The organism is Thalassobacillus cyri (assembly GCF_900107755.1).
Taxonomy (GTDB): Bacteria; Bacillota; Bacilli; order Bacillales; family Halobacillaceae; genus Thalassobacillus; species Thalassobacillus cyri.
Genome location: NZ_FNQR01000024.1, coordinates 25,838 through 50,852 on the forward strand (window position 1 = coordinate 25,838; position 25,015 = coordinate 50,852).

The 25,015-nt window shown below is 42.2% G+C and carries 27 protein-coding genes and 1 pseudogene; 19 read left to right on the forward strand and 9 right to left on the reverse strand.

The features are described 5' to 3' along the window. Positions 1 to 13 precede the first annotated feature (13 nt). From BLV00_RS19820 to BLV00_RS19830, 3 genes are all read right to left on the reverse strand, one after another. Positions 14 to 1,264 carry an efflux RND transporter periplasmic adaptor subunit gene (locus tag BLV00_RS19820; protein WP_093046683.1) on the reverse strand — a complete coding sequence of 417 codons (1,251 nt, stop codon included), beginning with the start codon at positions 1,262 to 1,264 and terminating at the stop codon, positions 14 to 16. Positions 1,265 to 1,281: 17 nt separating this feature from the next. Then, a complete protein-coding gene (locus tag BLV00_RS19825; protein WP_093046684.1) occupies positions 1,282 to 1,953 on the reverse strand; it encodes a hypothetical protein in 672 nt (223 codons plus the stop codon). A gap of 210 nt (positions 1,954 to 2,163) precedes the next feature. Beyond that, entirely contained in the window at positions 2,164 to 3,180 is a 1,017-nt protein-coding gene (locus BLV00_RS19830; protein WP_093046685.1) for a C40 family peptidase, read from the reverse strand. Positions 3,181 to 3,653: 473 nt separating this feature from the next. Between BLV00_RS19830 and BLV00_RS22430 the strand changes: the two are divergent. Both BLV00_RS22430 and BLV00_RS19840 read left to right on the forward strand, forming a co-directional pair. Beyond that, positions 3,654 to 3,767, forward strand: a pseudogene (locus tag BLV00_RS22430) (DUF4396 domain-containing protein); the annotation flags it as partial. Between the two features lie 118 nt (positions 3,768 to 3,885). After that, complete coding sequence (locus BLV00_RS19840) at positions 3,886 to 4,779, forward strand: YegS/Rv2252/BmrU family lipid kinase (protein WP_093046686.1); 894 nt, start codon at positions 3,886 to 3,888, stop codon at positions 4,777 to 4,779. Positions 4,780 to 4,841: 62 nt separating this feature from the next. On the opposite strand, the gene BLV00_RS19845 is transcribed toward BLV00_RS19840, so the two are convergent. Beyond that, positions 4,842 to 5,057 carry a hypothetical protein gene (locus BLV00_RS19845; RefSeq protein ID WP_093046687.1) on the reverse strand — a complete coding sequence of 72 codons (216 nt, stop codon included), beginning with the start codon at positions 5,055 to 5,057 and terminating at the stop codon, positions 4,842 to 4,844. 144 nt (positions 5,058 to 5,201) lie between these two features. Between BLV00_RS19845 and BLV00_RS19850 the strand changes: the two genes are divergently transcribed. Together BLV00_RS19850 and BLV00_RS19855 are read left to right on the forward strand one after the other, a co-directional pair. Next, positions 5,202 to 5,588: a VOC family protein gene (locus tag BLV00_RS19850; protein WP_093046688.1), complete on the forward strand. Its 387-nt coding sequence runs from the start codon at positions 5,202 to 5,204 to the stop codon at positions 5,586 to 5,588. Positions 5,589 to 5,606: 18 nt separating this feature from the next. Beyond that, positions 5,607 to 5,984, forward strand: a complete 378-nt coding sequence (locus BLV00_RS19855) for a rhodanese-like domain-containing protein (protein ID WP_093046689.1) — start codon at positions 5,607 to 5,609, stop codon at positions 5,982 to 5,984. A 28-nt stretch (positions 5,985 to 6,012) separates the two neighbouring features. Here BLV00_RS19855 and BLV00_RS19860 read toward each other — a convergent pair whose 3' ends face one another. Then, positions 6,013 to 6,624, reverse strand: a complete 612-nt coding sequence (locus tag BLV00_RS19860) for a class I SAM-dependent methyltransferase (protein WP_093046690.1) — start codon at positions 6,622 to 6,624, stop codon at positions 6,013 to 6,015. 153 nt (positions 6,625 to 6,777) lie between these two features. On the opposite strand from BLV00_RS19860, the gene BLV00_RS19865 reads away from it, so the two are divergent. The 4 genes from BLV00_RS19865 to BLV00_RS19875 all read left to right on the forward strand — a co-directional run bounded on the left by BLV00_RS19865 (position 6,778) and on the right by BLV00_RS19875 (position 9,882). Beyond that, the gene (locus tag BLV00_RS19865; protein ID WP_093046691.1) at positions 6,778 to 7,242 is read left to right on the forward strand and encodes a MarR family winged helix-turn-helix transcriptional regulator; all 465 of its coding nucleotides are present in this window, start codon (positions 6,778 to 6,780) and stop codon (positions 7,240 to 7,242) included. A 66-nt stretch (positions 7,243 to 7,308) separates the two neighbouring features. Continuing rightward, a complete protein-coding gene (locus BLV00_RS22605; protein WP_281243083.1) occupies positions 7,309 to 7,437 on the forward strand; it encodes an RAxF-45 family protein in 129 nt (42 codons plus the stop codon). 95 nt (positions 7,438 to 7,532) lie between these two features. After that, positions 7,533 to 9,380, forward strand: a complete 1,848-nt coding sequence (abc-f, locus tag BLV00_RS19870; RefSeq protein ID WP_093046692.1) for a ribosomal protection-like ABC-F family protein — start codon at positions 7,533 to 7,535, stop codon at positions 9,378 to 9,380. A 94-nt stretch (positions 9,381 to 9,474) separates the two neighbouring features. After that, positions 9,475 to 9,882, forward strand: a complete 408-nt coding sequence (locus BLV00_RS19875; protein ID WP_093046693.1) for a hypothetical protein — start codon at positions 9,475 to 9,477, stop codon at positions 9,880 to 9,882. A 158-nt stretch (positions 9,883 to 10,040) separates the two neighbouring features. Here the strand turns inward: BLV00_RS19875 and BLV00_RS19880 are convergent, their stop codons facing one another. Next, complete coding sequence (locus BLV00_RS19880) at positions 10,041 to 11,138, reverse strand: SDR family oxidoreductase (RefSeq protein ID WP_093046694.1); 1,098 nt, start codon at positions 11,136 to 11,138, stop codon at positions 10,041 to 10,043. A gap of 126 nt (positions 11,139 to 11,264) precedes the next feature. Here BLV00_RS19880 and BLV00_RS19885 point away from each other — a divergent pair, with 126 nt between their 5' ends. The 5 genes from BLV00_RS19885 to BLV00_RS19905 all read left to right on the forward strand — a co-directional run bounded on the left by BLV00_RS19885 (position 11,265) and on the right by BLV00_RS19905 (position 14,944). Then, positions 11,265 to 11,897 carry an SDR family oxidoreductase gene (locus tag BLV00_RS19885; RefSeq protein ID WP_093046695.1) on the forward strand — a complete coding sequence of 211 codons (633 nt, stop codon included), beginning with the start codon at positions 11,265 to 11,267 and terminating at the stop codon, positions 11,895 to 11,897. A 198-nt stretch (positions 11,898 to 12,095) separates the two neighbouring features. Beyond that, positions 12,096 to 12,362: a glutaredoxin family protein gene (locus BLV00_RS19890; protein WP_093046696.1), complete on the forward strand. Its 267-nt coding sequence runs from the start codon at positions 12,096 to 12,098 to the stop codon at positions 12,360 to 12,362. A gap of 139 nt (positions 12,363 to 12,501) precedes the next feature. Next, a complete protein-coding gene (locus tag BLV00_RS19895) occupies positions 12,502 to 12,882 on the forward strand; it encodes a YppG family protein (protein WP_093046697.1) in 381 nt (126 codons plus the stop codon). Between the two features lie 70 nt (positions 12,883 to 12,952). Next, positions 12,953 to 13,639: an alpha/beta hydrolase gene (locus tag BLV00_RS19900; protein ID WP_093046698.1), complete on the forward strand. Its 687-nt coding sequence runs from the start codon at positions 12,953 to 12,955 to the stop codon at positions 13,637 to 13,639. 15 nt (positions 13,640 to 13,654) lie between these two features. Continuing rightward, entirely contained in the window at positions 13,655 to 14,944 is a 1,290-nt protein-coding gene (locus BLV00_RS19905) for an MFS transporter (protein ID WP_342723181.1), read from the forward strand. A gap of 62 nt (positions 14,945 to 15,006) precedes the next feature. On the opposite strand, the gene BLV00_RS19910 is transcribed toward BLV00_RS19905, so the two are convergent. After that, positions 15,007 to 15,864 (reverse strand): DegV family protein, encoded by an 858-nt coding sequence (locus BLV00_RS19910; RefSeq protein ID WP_093046700.1) that lies wholly within the window; start codon positions 15,862 to 15,864, stop codon positions 15,007 to 15,009. Positions 15,865 to 15,887: 23 nt separating this feature from the next. Next, the gene (locus BLV00_RS19915; RefSeq protein WP_093046701.1) at positions 15,888 to 16,814 is read right to left on the reverse strand and encodes a DMT family transporter; all 927 of its coding nucleotides are present in this window, start codon (positions 16,812 to 16,814) and stop codon (positions 15,888 to 15,890) included. A gap of 223 nt (positions 16,815 to 17,037) precedes the next feature. Here BLV00_RS19915 and cshA point away from each other — a divergent pair, with 223 nt between their 5' ends. Both cshA and BLV00_RS19925 read left to right on the forward strand, forming a co-directional pair. Next, positions 17,038 to 18,495 (forward strand): degradosome RNA helicase CshA, encoded by a 1,458-nt coding sequence (cshA, locus tag BLV00_RS19920; protein WP_093046702.1) that lies wholly within the window; start codon positions 17,038 to 17,040, stop codon positions 18,493 to 18,495. 341 nt (positions 18,496 to 18,836) lie between these two features. After that, on the forward strand, positions 18,837 to 19,781 hold the full coding sequence (locus BLV00_RS19925; protein ID WP_093046703.1) for a nucleoside hydrolase: 945 nt from the start codon (positions 18,837 to 18,839) through the stop codon (positions 19,779 to 19,781). Positions 19,782 to 19,818: 37 nt separating this feature from the next. On the opposite strand, the gene BLV00_RS19930 is transcribed toward BLV00_RS19925, so the two are convergent. Continuing rightward, entirely contained in the window at positions 19,819 to 20,580 is a 762-nt protein-coding gene (locus tag BLV00_RS19930; protein ID WP_093046704.1) for a rhomboid family intramembrane serine protease, read from the reverse strand. A gap of 123 nt (positions 20,581 to 20,703) precedes the next feature. On the opposite strand from BLV00_RS19930, the gene acpS reads away from it, so the two are divergent. The 4 genes from acpS (at position 20,704) to alr (ending at position 25,009) form a co-directional block, all read left to right on the forward strand. Then, entirely contained in the window at positions 20,704 to 21,060 is a 357-nt protein-coding gene (gene acpS, locus BLV00_RS19935) for a holo-ACP synthase (RefSeq protein WP_093046705.1), read from the forward strand. 63 nt (positions 21,061 to 21,123) lie between these two features. Continuing rightward, a complete protein-coding gene (locus BLV00_RS19940) occupies positions 21,124 to 22,641 on the forward strand; it encodes an NAD(P)H-hydrate dehydratase (protein ID WP_093046706.1) in 1,518 nt (505 codons plus the stop codon). Positions 22,642 to 22,693: 52 nt separating this feature from the next. Further along, positions 22,694 to 23,710, forward strand: a complete 1,017-nt coding sequence (locus tag BLV00_RS19945) for a LolA family protein (RefSeq protein ID WP_093046707.1) — start codon at positions 22,694 to 22,696, stop codon at positions 23,708 to 23,710. Positions 23,711 to 23,848: 138 nt separating this feature from the next. Further along, the gene (alr, locus tag BLV00_RS19950) at positions 23,849 to 25,009 is read left to right on the forward strand and encodes an alanine racemase (RefSeq protein WP_093046708.1); all 1,161 of its coding nucleotides are present in this window, start codon (positions 23,849 to 23,851) and stop codon (positions 25,007 to 25,009) included. The last annotated feature ends 6 nt before the right edge of the window (positions 25,010 to 25,015 follow it).

Consider the following 25,015-nt stretch of genomic DNA (forward strand, 5'->3'; position numbering starts at 1 on the left):
CTGCCGGCTTGACTTATCTTGCCACAAGCCCCATCAAACCGTAATTAAGCATCGTTTGTGTTTCTACGGCAAACGTTTCTTTGAGGCGTAATTCATTCGATTGAATAGGAGTGAAGAAGGTTGCTCCTCTACGGAATTGGCCGTGTGGTGTATGCGCCAGCATTTCCCCAGCTTCTAACCCTTCCATTATTTCTACGAGCCCATCGACTTCCAAACCAGTTTTAATCGGTCGGCGAACTAACTTTCCAGTGTCATCCATTACCCAGGCAAAAAGGTTTTCTTCCGTAGATAAGAGGGGAGAGAAGGCAGTTACAGCCCCATCAGCCCGGTCGGTGATGATGGAGACAGCCACATGATAACCTGGCAGCATTTCAGCTGAATCCACTTCGAGAGATACTACGAAAGGATACTCACTGGCCTGGTCCACGGAAATGTTCTCTGGAAAATGAGCGACAGAAGAAACCGTACCTTGGATTCGAAGTTCTTCTTCCTCAGGGATAGTGATTTCAGCTTTCAAATCTTCTTTCACACGCTTACGTTCTGATTCTTCCAATTCTCCTTCCACTTGCAAGGTAGTAGCTTTCATGGTGATGATGGGGGAGTCAAGGTCTTCTGATACCTTCGTGATCACGCCACTAAATGGACTCTGGACGGTAATGATCTGGCCTTCGGATTCCAGATTATCCAGCTGGGATTCTACCATGTCCAGCATAGCTTCTTTTTGTGCCAGTTCCATTTCTTTCTCAGCAATCGTTTGTTCTTTCTTGAATTCAGTCTCGGCATAAGAAGGCGAATTTTCTTCGTCTTCCTCATCAGGTGTTAAAAAGCTGCCGCCTCCACTATTGTTGTTAGGCTCTGGCACTTCATAACTTTCCATTTCCGTCAAATAACTTTCAATCGCGCTGATTTCCTCTTCCAACCGGGAAACCTCTGATTCCAAAGAGGATTGTTGAGTATAATAGTCGGTAACTTCATATTCATAGAGGTCGTCACCTTTCCGGACTTCTTCGCCTTCTTCAATAAGAAACCGTTGAAAGGATCCAAGACTATCATCAAAATAAACCGGGTTTGATTCTGTAGCTGCGAATACCCCATCAGTGGAGAGGGTTTCAATCAGGTCATATGTAAATGCTTCCGACCAGTCGTTGATGTAGGATTTTTGCTCAACCTTATCTTCCCTGTCAAAGAAAATCAGTAAAGAATTGGTAAGCACGAAGGCAAAGGCCAGGAAGAAAACCCACCGTTTTTTTCTTTTGTTATGCATGTATTTTCACCCTCATTCTAACTATTCAAAATATAAATCAAGAATAAATCATAACGGGATATTGCAGCTGTTCCTGCCCATAAAAGCAGGTGCCAGCTGATGACCCCAAGCCAAATCCAATATCTTTTCGTGTTGGAGAGGTATTGTAAGCATTTGATTTGGTACCAGATAATCCAAAGCTGAAAAACAGAAATAGCCCCGAAAAAGTAAATGACCCATTCTATATCAGTGATATAGGATGCAGCTACTCCGAAAGAAAATGGTGAAACATACCAATCGATTCCTGCATAGACCATCAATGGAATCCAGAGGATTCTTTCAAAAAGCAGCACAAGCAATACATTCATCTGAATAATAATGAGCTTGCGGTAGCGTACATCATTGAATAACCACCAAATGAAAGAAGAAGCAAAGAGAATGAAGGCAGCAAATAAAATAGCATAGGCAACTCTTCCAATGAGGAACCATAGTTTCCGAAGTTCGTATTCTGTATGGGTGAATTCGGTAGCATTGACAGAAATCGGGTCAGTGCCAAGGCCGATCCAACTTGTCCATATGTAAGTAAGAATCGAGGCTAGGAATAATAAAAACAGTAACTTCCAAAAGTTAAATACTTTTTCTGCGCGGTGGATTTTGAATAGCTGATCGTCACGCCGGAAGAATAATTTAAATAAGTTAATCGCATACATGGTGGATTGTTCCTTCCCTTGTAATCTTCAAAAAAATTATGCTGTCTACTATTCTAGCTGAATTTTGACACTCTTTCTATATATATCCAAAATTTGTGGAAATTTGTTATAACTTGCAGATCAATAAAAAAATCACGTATTTTTGAAAAATACGTGATTTTTAGGTTTAGCATTTCATAATGCTGGGTATATCACTAATATCTTTATTAATTAGTAAGATTTAGCACCAAGATAACGAGTTTTCCAGTAAGAGATGTTCATATCAGAGATAGTTACACCGCTACTTCCAGCATGGATGAATTGTCCATTGCCAAGGTAGATTCCCGCATGGGAAGGACCAGCTTTGTAAGTTTCATAGAATACAAGATCTCCTACTTTAGGGCTGCTTACAGAAGAACCAGCATTATAGATTTGAGCCACTGTTCTTGGTAGGTCTGTACCGTTTTTAGCAAATACATAGTTCAAGTAGCCGCTGCAGTCAAATCCACTAGGAGAAGTTCCACCCCATACATAAGGTGCTCCCATATACTGTTTAGCAGTGGAAATCAATCCAGATGTATTTGAGCTTGAGCTTGTGCTTGTCTGTGAAACATTACTGCTTGTTGATGTTTGAGTGGCTGAGCTTGAGGAGCCATCAATACTCAATTTTTGTCCGACATGGATGACCGTGCTGCTCAAGTTATTCCACTTCATGATATCCCGGTAGCTTACGCCGAACTTAGCGCCGATTTTAGACAGATAGTCGCCGGATTGGACAGTGTAAGTGGTAGCATTGCTGGATGAATTGGAACTTGAAGTAGCATTGCTTGTTTGAGTAGAGGTTGTACCTTCAAGCTTCAACGTTTGTCCAACATAGATGATTGTACTGTTCAGGTTGTTCCATTTCATGATATCCCGGTAGCTTACACCATATTTAGCACCGATTTTAGACAGATAATCGCCTGCTTGAACAGTATAAGTCGTAGAGTTAGAGCTTGTAGTCACTTTGCTGCTGGAACTGGAATCCTCTGAAACTTTCAAAGTTTGACCAGGATAGATAATATCGGAAGAAAGTCCGTTAAGATCTTTGATTTTATATATAGAAACACCGTATTGTTGTGAAAACTTCCATAGTGAATCACCAGATTGTACAGTAACGCTTTCTGCGCTGGCAACTCCTGCGCCGATAGTTAGAGCACCCACAAAGCTAGTAGTAACGATTGCCTTCTTAAAAAAGTTGTTTTTCATTATATTTATGTACCTCCAAAGGTTAGTTAGTTTCTAGCAATTTTTGCTAAACTCATAGTACCATATAATTCCTACAGAGTAACATTACAGTATAATTACAATATGATTACAAAGGTCATAAATGAATTATCGAATGGGTATATTATAATTTGGATCACATTTTATTACATATTAAACAAGGCGCCAGCAGGTATACATATTTGCTGGCGCCTTGTATTTGTTTTTGACAAAATTCTTTATTATGACTTAGGACCCGAGCTTAATTCGCTGCCATCTGGCTTATTTATAGAGAACTGCTCAAGTAGTATTGAGAGATAGTCGCCCTTACTAATTTCGTTTAGTGCTTCTATTTACGTGGTAGCGATAACTGGATGGGTTTATAAGGAGGAAGAGCAATATGGAATGGCTTTGAATCATATCTTATATCGCATTAGCCATCGGATTAATTTCCGCTATTTACCCAGCCACCGAAGCCTACGGAAGTGACGTATTGGTTCATGATGCAGATTGCTATGATTATCGGTTTTGCTATAAGCTATCCCGCTAACTGGTGGCTTGTACAGAAGGGGATAAAAGAAGTAATGTAAAGGCAGCCAAATTAGGCGCCTTTTTTCTTTAGGTTGTATGCTAAGTTTCCTATAATGAAGGGTAAGATACCATTAAATAGAATGAGTTGAAAGAAATTTTAAGAAACGAGGGTTATCCATGCCTGGTTATAACAAAGCGTTATTTTTATACAATGGCAATGCCGGTGCAGCCAATATAGAACAGAAATTATCCGAGACGCTGCCAGTACTTGCTCAAACGATCAAAGAGTTGATTGTCATACAAACATTCAGTATTGAAGAGGCGCAAGAGACTTGTCTGCACTACGGGGAACAAGTTGACCTGCTCCTTATTTTAGGTGGGGATGGAACATTGCATGCGTGTATCAATACTATTTCCAGGCTGGATAAACGGCCTGTCATCGGTGTTCTTCCCGGCGGGACGAGCAATGACTTCAGCAGGATGATGGAAATTCCGCAAAACTTAAACCAGGCAGCAAAAACCCTGGTTAATGGCCGGGAGACTCCGATAGATGTAGGGAAACTGGATGAATGCTATTTCTTGAATTTTTGGGGAATAGGACTGGTGACTGAAACGTCTTTTAATATTGATAAAAACCAGAAAAGCAGGTTGGGTGTGCTGAGTTACTTTATCAGTGCGTTAAAAACGATCAATCAGGCTGATTCTTTTTCATTCCGTATGACGATAGACGGAAAAGTGATAGAAGACGAAGCAATCATGATTTTGGTGATGAACGGAAAGTATTTGGGCACCAGACAAATACCGATTGAGTCAATCAATGCTTCGGATGGTCAGCTGGATGTTTTAGTTATTAAAAATTCCAATCTTACTTTATTCAAGGAGTTGATGTCTGTGGATCAGCCATGGGCTGAAACCGACAGCTTTCAGGAGTTGGCCTATACAAAAGGGGAACATATTGAAATTACTGCTTCTCCCCAACAAGAAGTGGACATGGATGGCGAAATAAATTTCAAGACTCCTTCCTCCATTGAAGTCCTTCCTAACCATCTCACATTTCTGCATGCGCAATAAATGACCGCACGAGATATTCGTGCGGCTTTTTTTGTAACTAAAAAGAGCTTGTGTTTTTACCTTTAGAAGTAAGTGTTGACGGGGCGTTTTGGGTCTTCATCATCGTCTTCTGCAGCTTTATTGACAGCATCTGCGGTTTTATCCACCGTATTCATGGCAGCACTTTCGACAGCTTCTGTTGCTCCCTGCACCGCATCAAAAGCAGCATCTGCACCGTCTTTAATCGTTTTGGCTGCACGTGTCACATTTTTTTGGGTTTGATTTCTATTTTTCTCCATAATTTAATCCACCTCCTGATTAGGTTTAGTTTGCATCCCGCAAAAGGGCTTATACATATCTCCATATGAAAAGCTCAATACAATAGGAAGGATTTTAAAGGGTTTATCTAAAATAAGTAAGATAGGAATAAAGGAGGGATCAGAATGACAAAGAGCGGTTTTGAACCGAAAATCCATGCTGTGTTTGTACATACAAAGAACCTTACAAGGGCTGCAGAATGGTACAGCGACTTGCTGGGAGTGCCTTTTGATAGCAGCAAGGTAGAGTCTCCTGTTTATAACATGCCCCTCAAAGGAGAAGTTTATATGACGTTGGATGACCATACTTTTGATCCGGATTACAAATTTGAACCAGTACGTACCCCCGTATTTAATTTTTGCTCTTCAGACCTTGCAAAAAGCTACCAGTGGGTGAAAGAAAAAGGTATAATGATAGTGCGTGATATAGAGAAACATGGGGATTTCGGCTGGTTCAACATCGAAGACCCCGATAAGAATGTCGTCATGATTTGTGGCAACATTCCATCTTGATAGACAGAGGGGACAGCTATGAAGAAAATTACTATTTTTTTGTTTGTTTTCATGGCATTTGCCCTTGCGGCATGCCAGGGAGATACAAACGGAACGACAGAGATTTCCGCAGAAGAACTGGAAACCCGATTGGAGGAAGGAAGAATTCTGGATGTGCGTACACCCACAGAATTCTCGGCGGGGCATGTGCCTGGGGCTGAACTATTGCCATTGCAGGATATTCAGCAAAATGAATCTTCCTATCAGGATTTAGATCGTTCTGAAACCTATTTTGTCATTTGTCAGAGCGGAAATCGTTCCTCTCAAGCGGTGGCAATATTAGAAGAACAAGGATTTGAGAACCTTGTCAATGTAACTGGAGGTATGAATGCCTGGGCAGGAGATATAGAAAAATAAGAGGAGCTTTCAACTATGAAAGCTCCTCTTATTTATGTGAGACGGCAATTCCAAGGGGGTAATGAACTGTATCCCGTGGAGGCTCGATTAAAACTCCTTTTTGGTAAAAGAATTCTTTGGAACTATAATCAGTAAATAAGTCCTGGAATTCTTCCGGTGTCAACTGATGAATATGAAATGGCGAACTACTTGGTTTGCCGCGTCCCTGGCCGAATGGGGTGGATACTACCAGTGTTCCGCCATCTTTTAATAAATGGTAGTAATTGGCTAACAGTTGTGTTTCGTTTTCAATATGTTCATATGTTTCAAAGCTAACAATCGTATCGAAGGTACCTAATTTTTTCGGGAGTTCCGGGTCGACAGCATCCATAACTTTATAACTCGTTTTCGTATGATAATAAGTCGCTTTAGCGTATTCGATGATGTCGGGATCAATATCGACACCGATGACTTCATCTACTTCTTTTTTTCGCTCTTTTGCTATCATATGAGTGCCATAACCAGCACCGCACGACAAATCCAATACTCTTCCTTTTGTATATGGCATGGCAAATTGATAACGTGCCATATGTTCAAGCAGCATCCTGTTGGAAGGCTTCATGTACGCTGGAATAACACGTTCGCCCGTATCCTCAACCACTTTATCTTCACCGCTTTCTATAAAAATGAATCATCTTCATAAAGTATGCCATAAATTTTGCATATTCACCAACACCGGAGTGATTTGACAGGCTTTTATCAGCGATTTATAATTATTTTAAATTCGAGATGATTAATGAGAGGAAGAAACCCTATGGATGAAAAAGAACAATATCAACAGAAAAAAGAGGATCCTTCCTTAAAGTTGTTTGTAGTTTTGTCAAAAGCAGAACGGTCGATTGAAGATCTGGTAAAAAAAGATATTCAACGCTATGGCCTAAATGCCACAGAATTTGGTGTATTGGAATTACTATATCATCAAGGGGAGCAGCCGCTTCAAAAAATCGGAGAAAAGATCTTGTTGGCCAGTGGAAGTATTACCTATGTGGTAGATAAATTAGAAAAGAAAGCTTATTTAGAAAGAATTCCCTGCCCTAATGATCGCCGTATAACGTATGCATCCATTACGCCTAAAGGGGAAGAAATGCTTAATAAAATCTTTCCTGATCATTGGAAGCAGATCAAGCAGATCACTAATGGGTTGTCGGAAGAAGAGAAGATCCAGGCGATTGAACTGCTGAAAAAACTCGGTAAGCACGCAGATCAGTTGAAGGGCTAGATTTAATCAGAAAATTAAGATATAATTGATAGTAATAAAAATCCTGAAGACAAAGGAGGTATGACGATGCTATACGGTCAGAAATGTATGATTGATTGTGAATTGCTATACATCAATCGTGCGCTTTTTCATGATTTTGCTGTCCAAGGGACAAGTGTGTCCTTTTTTAGGCAGTTGAATAATGAAAATGTATAGTGTCTCATACCTGACAGATTGAATATATAAACTTTATCTGAAAAAGTCAGAGGTCTGGGGACCTTTGGCTTTTTTTGTCTTTAGGAGGAAGAAAATTGATTATTACATTAAAAGATATCAAAAAAATAGTCGGTGGCAGTATATTGTTTGAATCGCTTTCTTTTGAATTGAATGCCCAGGATAAAGTGGGCTTAGTCGGCCGTAACGGCAGTGGGAAATCGACTTTATTCAAACTGATTACACAAGAAGAACCGGTAGAAGACGGGGGTGTATTCATCCGTAAAGGCACCACGATTGGTTATTTACGGCAAATACCCGAGAATTGGCAAGGTTCCGGCCGGGCTTTTTTAGAAGCAAGTTTTGACTCTTTATTGCATATAGCAAACGAAATGAAGGCATTGGAAGTTGAAATGCAGCATGCTGATAAAATGGACCAGTGCTTAGAAAAATACGGTCAGCTTCAAGAAGAATTCTCCCGAAAGGGTGGGTATGAAATGGATGCGACCATTAAAAGAGTAGCTACTGGATTGGGAGTGGAAAAGTTATTAAACTATCCATTCATGCAGTTGAGCGGTGGAGAAAAGACCAAAATAGGTTTGGCGAAGTTATTAATTACAGCTCCTGATGTGCTGCTTTTAGATGAACCGACGAATCATCTTGATCTGCAAGCTATTGAATGGCTGGAAAGCTATTTGAGCCAGTATGAAGGAACTGTTTGTATCATCTCTCATGATCGTGAGTTCCTGGATCAAACGGTTAATTCGATCGCTAATTTGGAATCTGGAGAGATCACCAGATATTCAGGAAACTTCTCTTCTTTTGAACGACAAAAAGAAGAGAAATTACTGGCCGATTTCCATCAATATCAGGAACAGCAGAAAAAAATCAAAAAGATGAAAGAAGCCATCAGGAGATTGAGACAGTGGGCAAATGAGGCCACCCCTCCCAACCCAAAACTATTTAAAAAAGCTAAGAGCATGGAAAAAGCTTTAGAACGAATGGAAAAAAAGAAGAAGCCGCTGATTGATCCAAAAAAGATGAACCTCTCCCTAGATTCTGATGGACGAAGCGGGACTGATGTCTTTCGGGTGGAAAATTTGCGTAAGACTTTCCAGGGGAGAGAAATATTAAAAGAGGTTGATCTTCACCTTAGGCACCAGGACCGACTGGCTGTAGTCGGGGCGAATGGCAGTGGGAAATCAACGTTGATCAAACTTCTTTTAGGTCAGCTGAGTGCTGATAGTGGGCTGGTTCAAACTGGAAGTTCGATGAAAGTAGGATATCTGCCCCAACATCCGCTTCAGAATGTGCCAACAGATACGCGTATGATTGATTATTTTAGGTCGGAGGTTACTGTAACAGAGGGCCGGGCTCGCCAAATCCTTGCCAATTTCATGTTTTATGGTTATACCGTCTTTAATAAAATAGGTCAGTTAAGCGGGGGAGAACGGATGCGTTTGAAGCTTGCTGTATTTATGCATCAGGGAATAAATATATTGTTGTTGGATGAGCCGACCAACCATTTGGATATCGAATCACAGGAAGTGCTTGAAGAGGCACTGGCTGAGTTTTCCGGAACCGTGCTAGGCGTTTCTCACGATAGATATTTTCTTAACCAGTGTTTCACGGAGACTGCCTATTTATTAGATGGACGCTTATACCGTTACCCTGGCAGCTACCAGGAAACACAACATAAGTGGAAAGAACTGCAAACGATTAAAGGTGAAAAACAGGAAAAGTCTTTCAATAGCCATACGAAACAAAGTGATTCAGAAGAAAAAGATTATGAACAGTTGATTACTTTGGAAGAAGCAAATCTGGAAAAGCTTGAAAAAAGAATGTTGGAAAAGCAGGAGCAGCCTGAGTGGGAGGAGCTGAATCGACAAAAAAAGCGTCTGGAAACAAAAATAACTGCGCTTTATGAGCAGTGGATGAAAGTTTGAAAAAAATGAACAATCTGTGACAAATATCATAGTTAGCCTTTCAAAAAGAATTTACTATATAAATAGTAAAAACCTTTGAAAGGGAGAGGGTATCGTGGCCGACATGAACTTATCTGGTCTTGTGATATGGATGATTTTCCCGTATGTCTCTGTTGCTGTATTTCTAATGGGAATGATATGGAAATATGAGGAAGGTGCGAAAAAGAGGCAGGTACCCATGATGTATCATATCCCCATGATTTCCTTGCTGATTATGAATGGAATTCTATTGGTCGGACTTTTTTACAGCGAAGGAGTTCACTGGCTGGGGTGGTATCGGGATTTTCTAACATTCCAGCCTGATGCAAATGCTATCGCGCCAAGCTCAGGCATGCAGCAAATCCAAGTACCAATATTTTTTATCGGGCTAGTAATGCTTCCATTTTCGATCTACATGCCCTCGCTCGCTTTTCCTTTCAAACAAGTGAGGCAGATTCGCAGGATAGTGAAAAATGCAAGTTAACAAGATGAAGTTCATTAGCTAAAGGCCGCCACAGTTTCTGTGTCGGCCTTTTTGTACTTTAAGGAAATTTAACTTTGTTAAAGGGTTGAATTATTAGTAAATACTAAGGCTTTCACCATAAATGCTTGGTGACAAGCTGAGTTTTTCTAATAGCCCTGTCAGTGTATAGATACTTGTTTACCGGGAGCATTTCTATTGTCTTTATAGTACTTGACAAGCTGTTCCTGAATACTCGTGAAGTCAGGGCATTTGATAGGAGTGCCTTCCAGATCTCTTAGAGCTTGTGAAGCATCATAATGACTATCGCAAGTGAAATAGTCTAAAGCTTCCCTTGGCATGCCTAACCACTTGCGGAAAATAGGCAGTTTTAACGTATTTCCGGCCCATCCTAGCGGTACGGTAAAGCTCGGCTCTTTGGAAAGGTAAGATTTGGCTAAGAGCTTATAGATAGCTCTGGCTGTCAATGGCGATGGATCGGTCAGATGATAGGTTTTCCCTGAACCGACATTATGATGGCTAAGATGAATAGTTGCACGGACTACATAATCCCATGGCACCAGGTTCACCTCTACCTGCCCTTTTCCGAAGTAAGGAAGTAGGGGAGCGTAACTCATATGTGCGAGCATATTAAGGATGAAATATGGTCCATCGAATTTAGCGGTGGTACCTTCTTTTGAATCACCTACGACGATACCGGGACGGATGATTGTAGTTGGAACCTCATGCTTCACTGATTGAACTAAACGTTCTGCTTCATATTTAGTGTACTCATAATGATTTTTAAAACCAGCTTCATGCTCCAGTTCTTTTTCGTAAATGACACCTGAGCGTTTACCTGATACATAGGCTGTACTGTAATAAATATAGCGTTCTAAGTTCTTTGCCTGTTTCACCCACTCACTGACATGTCTCGTTCCATTCACATTTACCTGCCATGCTGGAGTTAACGGTACGGATAGATCATAGATAGCGGCTAAGTGAAAAAAATGGGTCACTTCATTTTTTAACTGTGCGGACTTGTCATCATCGATTCCAAGTCCAGGGTCAGTGATGTCCCCTTCGATCAAATGAAACTTATCTTCGGTCAAGTAGGTTTCTTTAATAAGCCTCTGGAGTGATGCTTCTGCTTGTTTTTTTGTTGTTTTAACGAATAACAAATATATTTTGTCTACTGGATAACCTTGATGGATGATTTCATCTATCAGATGGGAAGCAAGAAATCCAGGAAAGCCTGTAAAGAAATAGGTGTTGGCCATTTAAACGTCTCCTTCCTCTTTTCTTTCGTTATAATTCGATAGATTCCCGGATTTTTCCTGTTTGTTTATTTAATTTTTAAGAGGGGAAGTATAGATGTGAGTCATTTTTCGAAGGAGGACGTTATTATGCGTGTATTAGTTATTGGTGCCAATGGAAAGGTTGGCAAGTTACTTATCGATAAATTGAAGGATTCAGAACATGTACCTGTAGCGATGGTGCGAGATACCAATCAAGTGCCCCAATTTGAAGAAGCAGGAGTAGATACGGTACTAGGTGACTTAGAAGGGGACTTTACTTCTGCCTATTACGGTGTGGATGCAGTGATCTTTGCAGCAGGTTCCGGCCCGCATACCGGCCCGGATAAAACGGTGCTGATCGACCAGGAAGGTGCGATAAAATCCATTGATCTGGCCAGACGGTTTGGAGTACAGCGTTACATCCTATTGAGCTCGATGGGAGCTGACCAGCCGGACGCAGGACCAGAAGGAATGAAACATTATTTATTTGCAAAACATCGGGCGGATGAACATTTGAGAAATTCCGGGTTGAACTACACCATCGTACGACCGGGTGGTTTGACGAATAATCCTGGAACAGGAAAAATCAGCTTGGATGAAAAACTGCACAAATTCGGAAATATTTCCCGTGAAGATGTAGCGGAAACGCTGGCATATTTGTTAAGCGTGCCACGAGCTGAGAATGAAACCTTTGAAATATTAGAAGGAGACACGCAGCTGGAAGAAGTATTGGCCTATTAATAAAAAGACCAACACAAAAGGGGCTGTTCCTTTTTAGGAGCAGCCTTTTGTAACGGTAGGATGACGGGTATTATTTTTATATTAAAAATTTCTGGAAAAGGTTTAGCCTCTGTTGAAACGGGGTAGATATGTATTATATACTAGGCACTGCATTAGAGCAGTGATATAGTACTACTCGGAATTATAGGGGGCACACCGATGACGAAGCATGATGTTGTCGTTTACGTCAGCAATAATTGTTCACACTGTGAAAAAGTTGTTTCAAAGTTGAAAGAATGGAACGTTAATTTCAGGGAAAAGAATGTATCAGAAAATAAGGAGCATTTTAAAGAACTGCAAAGTCAGAAAATCTATGGCACGCCTGCAACTTTCATAGATGGAGAACAAGTCCTTGGTTTCCAAAAAGGGAAGTTGCAAAGGAAGCTTGGAATATATAATGATATTTCTTTTAATCCTCAACGATGACAATACGATATGTTTGTATTACAAGTGATTGTTCATCACTTGTCTTTTTTTTGTAGAAAACATGATTTCAACCTCTCCCAATCACCTTTCTGCTAAGTAAACATAGGCTGTTGTTAGAAAGAAGGAAGAAGGTGATTTTATGTTTTCCTATTCGGACAGAAATTATCAACAGCAACCATTCTACCCGTATCCTTACCAGCAACAGCCGATGATGGGAGAAAACCCATATGGTTACCCGCAAAGCTGGAATATGCCTCATGCGCCGGGAAACCCTTTTGAATATTACACCAAGCCGATGTTTCCGCAGCAGCAGAATCATATGCAAAGTGGATACGGCAGTCAGCCTTTTTTCTATAACAACGGCGTAAATCCTAAGAACATGATCGGTTACTTTCAGGATCAAAATGGGCAGATTGATATGGATAAAATGATGAAGACTGTCGGCCAAGTAGCACAAACTGCCAATCAGCTCTCCCCGTTGATGAAAGGTATAGGCGGGTTCATTAAAGGAATGCGCTAAAAGCGTGCAGGGCAAGGCCTTGTACGCTTACTTATTTTACTTTTTTTATTTATCAGAAGGAGGGACAAACATGATCGGTTGTTTATGTATTCACGGTTACACAGGAGGGCCATATGAAGTACAGCCATTAGTGGATTACCTGGAGCAAAGGACCGATTGGAAATTTGAAGTCCCTACGCTCCCAGGTCATGGCAGAGAGCTGGATTTGAAAGGTCACTATTACCAGGAATGGATCGCAACAGCTGAACTTGCTTATCTTGAACTAAAGAAAACTTGTGATAAAGTATATATTATCGGTTTTTCAATGGGAGGCATGATTGCTTCTTATCTGTCAGCCAAACATGAAGTGGATCGTCTCGTTTTATTATCAGCTGCAGGAAAATATATCAGCGTACCGCAAATGTATAAGGATCTTACTGGCTTTCTAACAGAGGCTTTCAGGGGGAGTTTGGAAGAAAATGAACTGTTCCTCCACTATCAGAATAAATTGAAACAGACGCCTTTTCCGTCGTCGGTAGAGTTTGTTAAATGCGTTCAGTTTACCAGGCCTTTTTTAAAGGACATCCACAATCCGGTTTTGATCGTCCAAGGGAAGCAGGATGAGATGGTCCCCGATAAAGCGGCAATTTACTTGGAACAGGAAATTCCCTCCGAAGATAAGCAGCTCGTTTTTTTAAATGAATCGAAGCATTTGATTTGCCATGGTAAAGATAAAGAGGAGTTATTCGAGACAGTGATTTCATTCTTAACACGATAATCAAGGGGGAGCATGATGAAATGGAGTAATGATCAAGCTCCGGTAAATCCACCTTTTTTCTATGGCTGGATTATTGTTTTTGTAGCAGCTATGGGTGTGTTTTTCTCGGGACCTGGACAAACGTATTCGATATCGATATTCATTGATTATTACATAGAAGATTTTGGCTACTCACGTTCAACCGTGTCAGGTATTTATTCAGGAGCCACTTTATTAGCAGGCTTCACACTTTTTATGATGGGGCGACTTGTGGATCGCTTCGGACAGCGTTATATGATGACAGCGATAGGGATCCTGCTTGCATTTGCTGCCTTCTGGAATGCGATGTTAATTGGGCCGATTATGATGTTTCTCGGCTTTTTTATGATTCGTCTGTTCGGACAAGGATCGATGACATTAGTTCCTAATACGTTAGTCCCGCAATGGTTCATTGGAAAAAGGGGACGGGCTCTGAGTGTCATGGCCATCGGGGGATTCGCCAGTTCAGCAGCATTTCCGCCGGTCAATGCCTTTTTGATCGAGTCGATTGGGTGGCGTTCGACCTGGACGTTATGGGGAGTGCTGGTATTGGTGATATTTGTACCGGCAGCTTTCTTCTTCGTCCGGAACCAGCCGAAAATGATTGGTGAAATTCCTGATGGAAACCCGAGAGCGAGAGAAAAGAACAAAGATTTGAATCCGAATGTGGATGTCAACGAGAAAAGCTGGACGATCAGTGAAGCGATGAAAACGAGGGCGTTCTGGTTCATTTTATTTTGTGTCAGTGTGCCTGCGCTTGTAAATACTGCCGTAACCTTCCATATTGTTTCCATTATGGGGCAAAAAGGCCAATCACCTGAAATCGCGGCTACAGTTCTTACGTTGATGGCTGTGGTCGGTTTCCCTATCACCTTTATTGTAGGTTATCTGGTTGACCGGTTTCAGGTGCATTATATTTTAGCCATCACCTTTTTGGGTCACCTGTTGACCCTCGGCATTTTGTATTTTACAGATGCCTGGTGGCTTGCAATCGCTTTTGGGGTGATGTGGGGAATTGTCAACGGATTTGAACGTATTGTACTGAATATAGTCTGGCCAAATTACTTTGGCCGCGAGCATCTGGGCAGTATCAAAGGGTTGGCACAGACCGTAATGGTCACCGGATCGGCATTAGGTCCGTTACCCTTCGGGATATTTTATGATTGGCTTGGCGGGTATCAGGAAGTTATCATTTTGACAATGATTTTCCCAATTACTGCAGGTATATTCGCATTGCTATCTCCCCAGCCGGATTATGAACGATACCATGGAACCGAAAAAAGCTAATCGAAATTAATGATAAAGCCTGGCTGTTGGGTATATTGCCCATCAGCCAGGCTTTTTTAATATTAGTCTTTGAAGAACGCGATGACGAGTCCGCCTTCGCCAGCATAAGTGGAGATCAAAGGCCCGGTCTCCATAAAAAGGCTGTCTTTGAAATTATACTTGGTTTTAATATCGTTCAAGGTCGAGCGACCCGATTCTGCACTGTTACAGTGAGAGAGGGAGATTACACGATCCTCAAAGTTGTTGGCATATTCACCGATTTGCTCAACGAATCTCCGGAATGCTTTTTTGTTTCCGCGGACCTTTTCAATCACTTCAATGTCACCTTTATCATCGCTTGCTTTCAACAATAGTTTAATATTCAATGTTTTAGCAATGGTACCTCTTACTTTGTCGAGTCGGCCACCTTTGATGACGTTTTCGAGCGTCTGCAGGATAAAAAGTGTAGTTGTTTTTTCTATCCGTTCTTCCATATGGGAGGCAAGCTGCTGCAGGCCAGATCCTTCTTCGATTTTCTTTCCTGCTTCTTGTACGAGCAGTGCTACCCCACAAGAAGCGGTTTTTGTATTCAATACGATTATTTGCCGTTCGGGTTCCTCGTCTAATAGCATATCCTTACCCATAACAGCGCTCTCGTAAGTACTGCTCAAACCTTTCGTCATTGCCAGCACGAGGATAGGGCGGTCTTTACCCACTTTTTTGCAAGCTTGATAAAAGTCATAAGGGCTTGGTGCAGAAGAACGCGGCAATTCCTCCGATTGTTTTAGCTTTTCATAAAAGAGCGAGAGATCCAGGGTTTCTCCCGTCTTATATTGTTCATCTCCAAAATGTAGATTCAATGGAACGATTTTCAGCTTGTATTTTTCGATCAAGCTTTTAGGAACATCTGCTCCTCCATCAATGATCATTTGAATAGTCATCTTAACACCCGCTCTCCAGTTAATTATTGATTCGTTTGGTTATTTTTACTTAATCGTGTCAATTTTGGGGCTACTTTTTTAGTGGTGCTGAAAATGAACATCATCAAGCCAAATATGACGATTGTACCGCCAAGCCATTGAGCCCAGGTAATCATTTCACCTAATATGATATAGGCCAGTATGGTTGCGCCTAGTGGTTCGAACAGAATACTCATCGATATCGTTGAAGTGCTCAGCCATTTCAGTGCCCAATTGAACATGGTGTGTCCAAAAAAGGTCGGGATGATGGCGAGGGCCAGGAAGATCCACCAATGACCAGCCGGATATCCGGTGAATGGATGCTGTAAAAGCAGGTTGTAGATAATTAATACTGCCGATGCCATCGCATAGACAACAAAGGTATAAGTCATTAGGGATAAACGTTTGCGTAAGTTTTGACCTAAAAGGAAATAACCTGTAACCATCGCGCCGCCAAGCAGTGCGAGAATATCTCCAAGTAATGCCATTCCGCTGATTTGGAAATCACCCCATCCGATGATCACGCTTCCTGTCAGGGTGATTACCATGCTTAAAAGAGCGCCGGCGGTGAATCTTTCCTGAAAAAAGATAAAAGTTCCGAGAAAAGCGAAGATCGGCTGCATGGTCACCAGAACAACCGAGCTGGCTACTGATGTATAACTTAGTGACTCAAACCACAAAATGAAGTGGAGAGCGAGAAAAATACCAGCAAAGCATGCTAATAGCCAGTCCAGTTTAGAAATCTTGCGAAACTCATCCCTATATTTCCATAGTACATAGGGACTCATGATTAAAACAGCGAATAACAGGCGATAATTAGCAATAATAGAAGCTGGAGCTCCTGCCGCCAACTTTACAAAAATTGCTGCTGTGGAAACGGAAATAACCCCGATAAAAACAGCAATATATGGATTAAATGGAGGCTTATCCATTGGACCCCTCCTTGTTACATCATTTTTTTTACCATTTTATCATTCATCTGTTTGAAAAGCATCTGAAAAATAGGTAGAATAAAAAATGGTCGTATGTTATGATGGATGAATCTATCGGACAAGTGGAGCGGCAGCCTCTTCCGTAAGGGGGAAAGGCTTTTTTTACGTGACTTACAATAGAAATAGTACAAAAGATTTTACATTAAAGGAGTATGAAAAGAACGTGACTACATTTTATTCATTAGGATTAACTAAACCGGTGTTGAAATCTTTAGACCAGATGGGTTTTGAAGAAACTACACCGATACAGTCTGAAACAATACCACTCGCTATGCAAGGCCGGGATGTCATCGGGCAGGCGCAGACAGGTACAGGTAAAACAGCAGCTTTCGGTATTCCGATGATCGAAAAAATCGATCAGGATCGTAACGATATCCAGGGGCTTGTTGTTGCGCCTACCCGTGAACTTGCTATCCAGGTAGCGGAAGAAATCAACCGTCTTGGTAAATTCAAAGGGGTCCGTGCCCTGCCAATCTATGGCGGACAGCACATGGATCGTCAAATTCGTGCGTTGAAAGACCAAAATCAGATTGTGGTAGCGACTCCAGGACGCCTGTTGGATCATATCCGTCGCAGAACCATCAAACTGGCTAACGTGCATACAGCCGTACTGGATGAAGCGGATGAAATGCTGAACATGGGATTTATTGATGATATCAAAGATATCCTGAAAGCTATCCCGGAACAAAGACAGACGTTGTTGTTCTCAGCTACCATGCCAAAAGCGATTCGTGATATCGCTTCTACCTTGATGAAGAAACCTGAAGAGGTTAAGGTGAAGGCGAAAGAGATGACTGTGGAAAACATTGAGCAGTACTTTGTAGAACTGCAGGAGCGCCAAAAGTTCGACGCGCTTACTCGCTTGTTAGACATCCAGGCTCCGGCACTGGCTATTGTCTTCGGTCGGACAAAACGCCGTGTTGATGAGTTGACTGATGGCTTGCAAACACGCGGTTTCCGTGCAGAAGGAATCCATGGTGATTTGACTCAAGGAAAGCGTATGTCCGTATTGAATAAGTTCAAACAAGGAAGAGTTGAAATTCTAGTCGCAACCGATGTTGCAGCTCGTGGACTGGATATTTCTGAAGTATCCCATGTGTATAACTTCGACATTCCACAAGATCCGGAAAGTTACGTCCACCGTATCGGTAGAACAGGACGCGCTGGACGCCAAGGTAAAGCAATTTCTTTCATCACGCATCGTGAAAAAGCTCAATTGCATTTAATCGAGAAGTTGACAAAGAAAAAAGTGGATCGTCTTGATGTTCCTTCAAATGATGAAGCTCAGCGTGGTCAGCAGCAGGTAGCTGTTGATAAGCTGCTTAAAACTATGGAAAGCAGTGATCTCAAGGCTTACCACCAGGCAGCCAACGAATTACTGCAACAGCATGATTCTATGGACATTGTAGCAGCAGCATTGAAAATGATGACGAAAGAACGTCGTGAAACACCAGTCCGTCTGTCTGGTGTCCAGCCGATCAGTGTGAAAAAGGCACAGTATGATAAAGGCAAGAAAAAGCCTTATAACCGAAATGATAAAAAGCGCGACTTCAACCGTAAGAATTCACGTAACCGTAAATTCAACCAAAAACGCGGCGGCCGCAACCAAAATCAGAAATAGAATCTTTAAAGACCTGCCGGCATAGCGCTCGGCAGGTCTTTTTCTTGTTGTGCGGTTGGCACACTAGCACTTTTTTTGGGGATGTACTTTCACAGAAAATGACAGGATATTTGAGGACGTAACGTTTTAGTCGAACTTCATTACCAGCAAGGTGCCATAGCTTCTATACAGAAAAAAGTGAGTAGCTTCCCGGGAATAATGGACTGGTTGCAGGCAGGGGGGAAAGACCCTGACTTGTCTGTCTTTATGCCTAATTTTCCATTAATTATACATAAAATGAATCCAGCCTACATGAAATGGTATAAGGGTTTCCTGAATTAACCAGATAAGGGGTGAGCTGGATGTCAGTGAAAGCTTTATTTTTTGGGGACATAGGAATTGATGATGCTGTGGCTCTTATTTATTCACATTTGAATGAAGAAGTTGAACTGGTAGGAGTTGTAGCTGATTATGGTAATGTACCCAGGGAAGCGGCGATTTCCAGTGTCCATTACCTACTGGATCTATTCGACTTGAAGGGAAAGATAAAAGTTATCGGAGGAGCAGAAACGCCAATGACCGGCGAACAGCCCACTTTTTATCAGGAAATTCATGGAGAGTATGGGTTAGGACCTATTATTCCAGGGGTTTATGAAGGTATTATAGAAAATTTTTTTGAGATCGTCCGTTTGATCGAAAAGTATGAGGATGAATTAGTGATTATTAATGTCGGAAGGTTGACCTCATTGGCAACCATGTTCATCTTGTATCAATCGCTGATGGAAAAAGTGAAGAATTACTATATAATGGGCGGAGCTTTTTGGGTACCGGGAAATGTCACTGCAGTCTCTGAGGCCAACATTCATGCTGATCCGATTGCGGCTGATATTGTTTTCACTTATGCCGATAATGTCACCATTTTTCCATTGAATGTCACCGACTATGCGATTATTACGCCTGCGATGTCTGATTACATAGCCTATAAAGGAAAGACGAAAATTGTTAAAACCTTAGTGGATTATTATTATGATTTTTATAAAAACAGAGATCCGGGAATAATTGGAAGTCCCATCCATGACTTACTTCCGGTCATGGCCGCGAATGATGATACTATGTTCAGTTACCGTGTGCTGCCGGTGAATGTGGTGACAGCTCGGGAAGGGATCCATCGGGGGCAAACCATTGCGGACATACGGTCTTATGTAACATTTCCATCAAGTAAAAAGCGGCACCGGATCGCCTTTCAATTCGATTATTTTTCGTTTTATAAAAGTTTCATGTGTACGATGACAGGAGAAGATTTTTAAACCTCAAACAAAAGGCAGCCATAACAGGCTGCCTTTTTCAAGTCATTCTACCGAGCAGTCCGAATATCACCAGGATAATGATGCCGCCCCATAATAAATAGGTGAGTATTTTCTTCCATGGAAAGCGGCTCTTTTTCCAGCGATTCGGATTGAATGAAACATCTCCCTGATTAGTGGTTCTGCTGTTTCTCCAGATAGAAAAAGGACGGGCATTTTTCAACACGAACGGTGCGAGAAAAAAGCCACCGGCCAGACCGCCGATATGACCAAGAATATTTATGTTCGGGCGTACGAATGTCATGACAAGACCGATGACGAAAATGACCATGACAATCTGAGAATTAGCCTGGTCGATCATGTTTTTCCGATAGGCAACCATGAATAAGTAGACACCGAAGATGCCGAAAATCGCTCCTGAAGCTCCGAGGTGAGGGATATACGAATCCGGATTGAATAAGTATGTAGCTGCATTACCGATGATCCCTGCAAACAAGTAGGTGACGATGAATTTGGTTTTGCCGAGCATTTGTTCAAGTGCCGGACCGAACAACACCAGTGAAAAGGAATTGAAAAACGCATGTCCAAGACCGTTGTGTAAAAAGATGGGAGTCACCAACCTCCAGTATTCTCCTGAAGATATAGCGATATTAAGTCCTATACCTGCATGAAGCCAATCCAGGGCGAAGCCGAATTGAAACAGGTCGATCAGCATCCATAAAATAAGGTGGATGGCCACCAGGGTGGAGACGATCGGATAAAAACGCAGAAATTCTTTAAAACTTTCAGTACGAAGAAACATGTTCCATCCCCTTTTTTTGTTAGTGACATTATTATAGACTATGCAAGCCTGGACGGGGTTATATTTTTTCCCTTTCACTATTTCGGTTATACTGAAATCATCAAGGGAAAAAGGAAGAGTACAATGATTAAAGGAATCGGAATCGACCTTATAGAGTTGAAACGAATTAATGAAATTATAATGCGTAATGACCGGTTTGTACAAAGGATATTGACTGAAAAGGAGCAATTGCAGTTAGCCTCGTATAAAAACGGAGCACGGAAGGTAGAATTCATAGCCGGACGTTTCGCTGCCAAAGAAGCAGTTGGAAAAGCTTTGGGTACGGGGATTGGAAAAGTGAGCTTTCAAGATATTGAAATTTTCCGCACAGAACAAGGGGCTCCTAAAATGAGTGTAAGTGGATATGAGCATTTGAATATCTGGGTTTCTATTTCACATAGCCGCCATCATGCCATAGCTCAGGTTGTTTTAGAAGAGTAGAAGCGTTCTGCATAAATGAATAGGTTGTCTCATATAGTTTAATGCGGGTAGGAGGGAACGATAGTGTATATTGTCACCGCAAAAGAAATGTACGATTGGGATCGAAAATCAATAGAAGAAGCCGGAATGGACGGAAAGCTTTTGATGGAAAATGCCGGCAGGGCAGTAGCTGGACAAGTAGAAAAGCAGGTACGAAGCGACCAGTACATTATCGTGCTGATTGGTGCAGGCAATAATGGAGGAGACGGTTTCGTCATCGCCCGGACATTATTGAACAAAGGGTATGCGGTTAAAGCCTGGCAGCTTGTCCCTGATGAAAAAATCAAAGGGGATGCTCTGGCCCATAAGCAATTGTATCTGGGGGCGGGTTATGAACTTGACCACCTCACAGAAGTGAATCAATTGTTCCGCGAGCTGGATCAGGCAGATGTGGTGATTGATGCCATGCTTGGAATTGGAGTCGAAGGTAAACTGAAGTCCCCATTCGATCAAGTTGTGGCCTACGTCAATCAAACGCAAGCTTATAAAATCGCTGTCGATATTCCGACAGGAGTACCGGCTGACGAAGGCGTAACTGAATTTGATGGCTTACAAGCGGACTATACTTGCATTATTGCTGCCCCAAAGATGAGTGTATTTTTGCAGCACACCGCTCCATTTTATGGAGAATGGGAGGTCGTAGAAATCGGTCTGCCGCCTCTGAAACTGAATAAGCCTTCTCAATCGCTATGGGAAAGATATAAAGCAATAGCATCTCTTCCAAAGCGGAATCCTTTTTCCCATAAAGGAACACATGGCAAAGGACTGTTAATCGGAGGTTCCTACCTGATGCCAGGTTCGATAGCTCTTTCTGCGCGGGCCGCGCTTCGGTCTGGAGCTGGACTGGCAACGGTGGCATCTCCTGGTAGCGCCTGGCCATCGGTTTCTTCCCATATACCAGAAGCTACTGCTGTTGATGCTAAAGAAGTCAATGGTATGTTGGCGGGAAGGCTGGATGTGGATTTCTCCAACTTTGATGCAATTGCCCTTGGGATGGGGATGGGCAGGTCAAACGCTTCGCAGGAGATCGTAAGACAAGTGATGGAAGAAGCCGATGTTCCCGTACTGATTGACGCGGACGGTCTCCACCATTTGAAAGAATTTTTAGAGGTCTTAAAGAATCGAAATCGACCTACGATCCTTACGCCACATCCTGGTGAGATGGCTGGTCTGTTAGGAATTACGGTACCTGAATTGCTGGCAAGGCCCTTTGAAAGGGGGCGGCGATTTGCTTGCAGCCATGGGGTTTATTTAGTTTTAAAAGGGCCGGCAACCATTATTACGGCACCTGATGGCACACAGGTGGTGGAAAGTTCTGGAAACGCAGGATTGGCTAAGGGAGGCAGCGGCGATGTCTTGTCCGGTATTCTGCTTGCGCTGGTTATGCAATCAGAGTCCATTTCCGAAGCGTTGTGCAATGGGTGTTTCCTGCATGGAAAAACAGCTGAACTGCTTACAGGGGAAAGGTATTCCCAATCAGACTTGTTAGCAACTGACCTTATTGAGGGTCTATCCCAATCTTTTCGTACATTTTCAATTTAATCGGGTGAGCGCGTTCCCTTTGTCCTCGAAATGAGACAAAGGAGTTGAATTCATGAAGAAACGTAGTGCATTGATCATATTCGCTTCACTGTTCTTCATCCTGCTCACTGCATGTGGAGAAAAATCAAAAGAAGATGTGGTCCAAAATCTGGAAGAGCAAGTCGAGAAGATGAGCGGCTACAAAACAAACGCCACCATGACGATGAATACGGGGAAAGAGGAACAAAAATATCATATAGAAGTATGGCATAAGAAAAAAGATTTCTACCGTGTAAAGCTGCAGCACGATCAGGATGAAGAAGGCAGTCAAGTCATATTGAAGAATAAAGATGGTGTTTATGTATTGACTCCAGCACTGAATAAAAGCTTTAAATTCCAAAGTGATTGGCCGCAAAACAGCAGTCAGCCTTATTTATATGAATCTTTAGTCCAGGACATCATGAAAGATCCGGAATCTACGTTTACGGTTATGGATGACTATTACGTGTTCAAGACGAAAACAAACTATCAAAATAGCAAATCCCTTCCTTATCAGGAAATCTATTTTGAGAAGAAATCCTATCAGCCTGTGCTTGTAAAAGTCTATGATCAGGATATGCAAGCGTTGGTAGAAGTCCAATTCTCTAATTTCACGAAAGACCCATCATTCAAGGAAGAAGACTTCGAAGTGCAAAAGAACATGGCTGCTGTCCAAAGTGAAGTGCCAGTAATGAATATGGAAGAAGATCAAACGTTCACTGTACGGTATCCATCGGAGCAGCTAGGGGCAAAGATGACAGAAAAGCAAGAAGTGGATCTTGAGAATGGAAAACGCATCATCATGACTTTTGAAGGAGAGAGGAATTTCACTCTGATTGAGGAACAAGCAGAAGTACAAACGGTGAGCACTTCGGATGTTGTTCCCGTTCAAGGAGAACCTGTCAATTTAGGTTTTACCGTCGGGGCACAAAGTGAAAATATGCTGGAATGGAATTATAAAGGGATGAACTTCCGCTTAGCCAGTGAATCATTGACGAAAGAAGAAATGATTGCAGTGGCAAGCTCTGTCTATGAGCAGGCAGAAAAATAATTTGTGTTGGGCAGGCTCAGTGGGTCTGCTTTTATTTTTTTGAGGGAGAGTCAAGAAATGGGAATAGTACGATAGGTTTGACAGGGCGGTGTCATCATTCAATAATAGATGAAAGGAATTTGAGAGGAGAACACAGCCTTGGCAATCGAAACTTTTTATCGTGATTCCTGGGTGGAAATCCGCCTGGACGCGATTTCGCATAATATCCAAAAATTAAGAAAGCATATTCCGAAAGAAAAAAAGATATTTGCCGTCGTTAAAGCTAACGCATATGGGCACGGTGATGTCCAAGTTGCCAATGCGGCTCTAGAAGCTGGAGCCGACGCCCTGGCAGTATCACTGCTTGATGAAGCGTTGCGGCTCAGGGAGCATGGCATCACCGCTCCGATATTGGTTATGGGATGGATTCGAAGCAAGGATGCCCCCCTCGCCGCTGCGCATGATATTGCAGTGACCTTTTTTCAAAAGGAATGGGTACAGGAAGTGAAAAGGGTGGAATTGCCTTGCCCCCTGAAATTGCACATGAAATGGGATACAGGGATGGGAAGGGTAGGAATACGTACCCTGGATGAATTGGAAAGCTTATTAGCGGAGCTTGATGATGATCGTTTAGTACTAGAAGGGGTATTTACCCACTTTGCTACTGCAGATGAGGAAGATTTTGTTTATTTTGAGCGTCAGCGGCGTTTATATAAAGATATGAGGGCATATTTAGAAGGGGTTTGGCCAAAGCCGATTGTCTTCCATTCGAGTAATAGTGCAACAAGCTTACGATTTCCGGGGCAGCAAGAAGATATGCTCCGCTTTGGAATCAGTTTATATGGCTTATATCCATCGCCAGTGGTAAAAGCCGAACGGCCGATTGAGCTTCAACCTGCCTTTTCCCTCCATAGCAGCCTTGTCCATGTCAAGCAGGTGAAAAAGGGAGACTGCATCAGTTATGGAGCCACCTATTGTGCGGAAGAAGATGAATGGATCGGTACGGTTCCGCTGGGTTATGCAGATGGGTGGATCAGACAGTTGCAAGGGATAGATGTACTCATTGACGGCAAACGTATGCCCATTGTAGGTAGAATTTGCATGGATCAGTTTATGGTCAAACTTGATCAGCCGTATGAGACAGGTGAGAAGGTTACGTTGATTGGCAGGCAGGGAAATGAAGAAATTTCCATGGATGAAGTAGCAGCTTATTTGGACACCATCAATTATGAGATACCATGCATCATCAGTTCACGTGTTCCAAGAATTTATTATGACAGCGGGGAGCTCATTGAGGTAAAAAACGCAGTGACGAGTTAAATCGAT

What these genes read in the sequence shown, in the direction of transcription:
- BLV00_RS19945 (WP_093046707.1), top strand. Translation starts at nt 22,694, where the DNA reads ATGAAGAAACGTAGTGCATTGATCATATTCGCTTCACTGTTCTTCATC.
- BLV00_RS19845 (WP_093046687.1), bottom strand. Translation starts at nt 5,057, where the DNA reads ATGGAGAAAAATAGAAATCAAACCCAAAAAAATGTGACACGTGCAGCC.
- BLV00_RS19925 (WP_093046703.1), top strand. Translation starts at nt 18,837, where the DNA reads ATGTCAGTGAAAGCTTTATTTTTTGGGGACATAGGAATTGATGATGCT.
- BLV00_RS19900 (WP_093046698.1), top strand. Translation starts at nt 12,953, where the DNA reads ATGATCGGTTGTTTATGTATTCACGGTTACACAGGAGGGCCATATGAA.
- BLV00_RS19820 (WP_093046683.1), bottom strand. Translation starts at nt 1,264, where the DNA reads ATGCATAACAAAAGAAAAAAACGGTGGGTTTTCTTCCTGGCCTTTGCC.
- BLV00_RS19930 (WP_093046704.1), bottom strand. Translation starts at nt 20,580, where the DNA reads ATGTTTCTTCGTACTGAAAGTTTTAAAGAATTTCTGCGTTTTTATCCG.
- BLV00_RS19865 (WP_093046691.1), top strand. Translation starts at nt 6,778, where the DNA reads ATGGATGAAAAAGAACAATATCAACAGAAAAAAGAGGATCCTTCCTTA.
- BLV00_RS19825 (WP_093046684.1), bottom strand. Translation starts at nt 1,953, where the DNA reads ATGTATGCGATTAACTTATTTAAATTATTCTTCCGGCGTGACGATCAG.
- BLV00_RS19830 (WP_093046685.1), bottom strand. Translation starts at nt 3,180, where the DNA reads ATGAAAAACAACTTTTTTAAGAAGGCAATCGTTACTACTAGCTTTGTG.
- BLV00_RS22605 (WP_281243083.1), top strand. Translation starts at nt 7,309, where the DNA reads ATGCTATACGGTCAGAAATGTATGATTGATTGTGAATTGCTATACATC.
- BLV00_RS19885 (WP_093046695.1), top strand. Translation starts at nt 11,265, where the DNA reads ATGCGTGTATTAGTTATTGGTGCCAATGGAAAGGTTGGCAAGTTACTT.
- acpS (WP_093046705.1), top strand. Translation starts at nt 20,704, where the DNA reads ATGATTAAAGGAATCGGAATCGACCTTATAGAGTTGAAACGAATTAAT.
- BLV00_RS19855 (WP_093046689.1), top strand. Translation starts at nt 5,607, where the DNA reads ATGAAGAAAATTACTATTTTTTTGTTTGTTTTCATGGCATTTGCCCTT.
- BLV00_RS19850 (WP_093046688.1), top strand. Translation starts at nt 5,202, where the DNA reads ATGACAAAGAGCGGTTTTGAACCGAAAATCCATGCTGTGTTTGTACAT.
- BLV00_RS19910 (WP_093046700.1), bottom strand. Translation starts at nt 15,864, where the DNA reads ATGACTATTCAAATGATCATTGATGGAGGAGCAGATGTTCCTAAAAGC.
- BLV00_RS19905 (WP_342723181.1), top strand. Translation starts at nt 13,655, where the DNA reads ATGAAATGGAGTAATGATCAAGCTCCGGTAAATCCACCTTTTTTCTAT.
- BLV00_RS19840 (WP_093046686.1), top strand. Translation starts at nt 3,886, where the DNA reads ATGCCTGGTTATAACAAAGCGTTATTTTTATACAATGGCAATGCCGGT.
- BLV00_RS19890 (WP_093046696.1), top strand. Translation starts at nt 12,096, where the DNA reads ATGACGAAGCATGATGTTGTCGTTTACGTCAGCAATAATTGTTCACAC.
- BLV00_RS19880 (WP_093046694.1), bottom strand. Translation starts at nt 11,138, where the DNA reads ATGGCCAACACCTATTTCTTTACAGGCTTTCCTGGATTTCTTGCTTCC.
- BLV00_RS19915 (WP_093046701.1), bottom strand. Translation starts at nt 16,814, where the DNA reads ATGGATAAGCCTCCATTTAATCCATATATTGCTGTTTTTATCGGGGTT.
- BLV00_RS19895 (WP_093046697.1), top strand. Translation starts at nt 12,502, where the DNA reads ATGTTTTCCTATTCGGACAGAAATTATCAACAGCAACCATTCTACCCG.